At 73.4% G+C, this 538-nt stretch carries 1 pseudogene; it reads right to left on the bottom strand.

The window, feature by feature from the left end:
* Positions 1–538: pseudogene (locus BJQ90_RS21770) on the bottom strand (endonuclease); the annotation flags it as partial.

The raw sequence follows: 538 nt of genomic DNA, 5'->3' as shown, positions 1-538 counted from the left end.
CCGTACCCATCCAGGACCGCCGGTTCCCCGGTCACGCCCAGCAGGGACAGGACCGGGACGGTAATCAGCACCTGCGCCCGGGGCGAGGGAACATCCCCGCACCCGGCCATCCCCGTGCCGCCGCCGGCACTTCCCCCGGTGGTGGTGCCGCTCAGAAGCAGGGTGGCGGCGATGTCGGCGCGCAGCTGGGTCAGGGTGCGGGCCTCCGCGGGGCCCTGCAGGGCCCGGGCGGCAGCGGTGGTCCGGTCCCAGATCCCCGCAGCGGTAGCCGCCGGCAGGTACGCCGAGAACCAGGCCATCCCGTCCCGGTCCGGGACGAACTCCACCCGCCGGTCCGTAGCACTTTTGGTGTGGCGTTGTTCGATGCTGACCGGGTGGTGGCGTTCCCGCCAAACACGGGTTTTGGCCCGGAACCGTCCCGGGGGACGAGGTCCCCGGCCGGGCACCCGCGGGCCGGGTTCGGTGCGTCGGGGTCCAGGAAGTGCGCTTCCAGCCCGGCCGCCCCGGCCGGGTCCAGGTTGGTGGTTTCATCCACGAT

The sequence above is a fragment of the Arthrobacter sp. SO3 genome (assembly GCF_020532825.1).
In the GTDB taxonomy this organism is placed as follows: Bacteria; Actinomycetota; Actinomycetes; order Actinomycetales; family Micrococcaceae; genus Arthrobacter.
The sequence above is the reverse complement of the archived record's forward strand: the minus strand, read 5'-3'. Positions and strand labels throughout refer to the sequence as shown.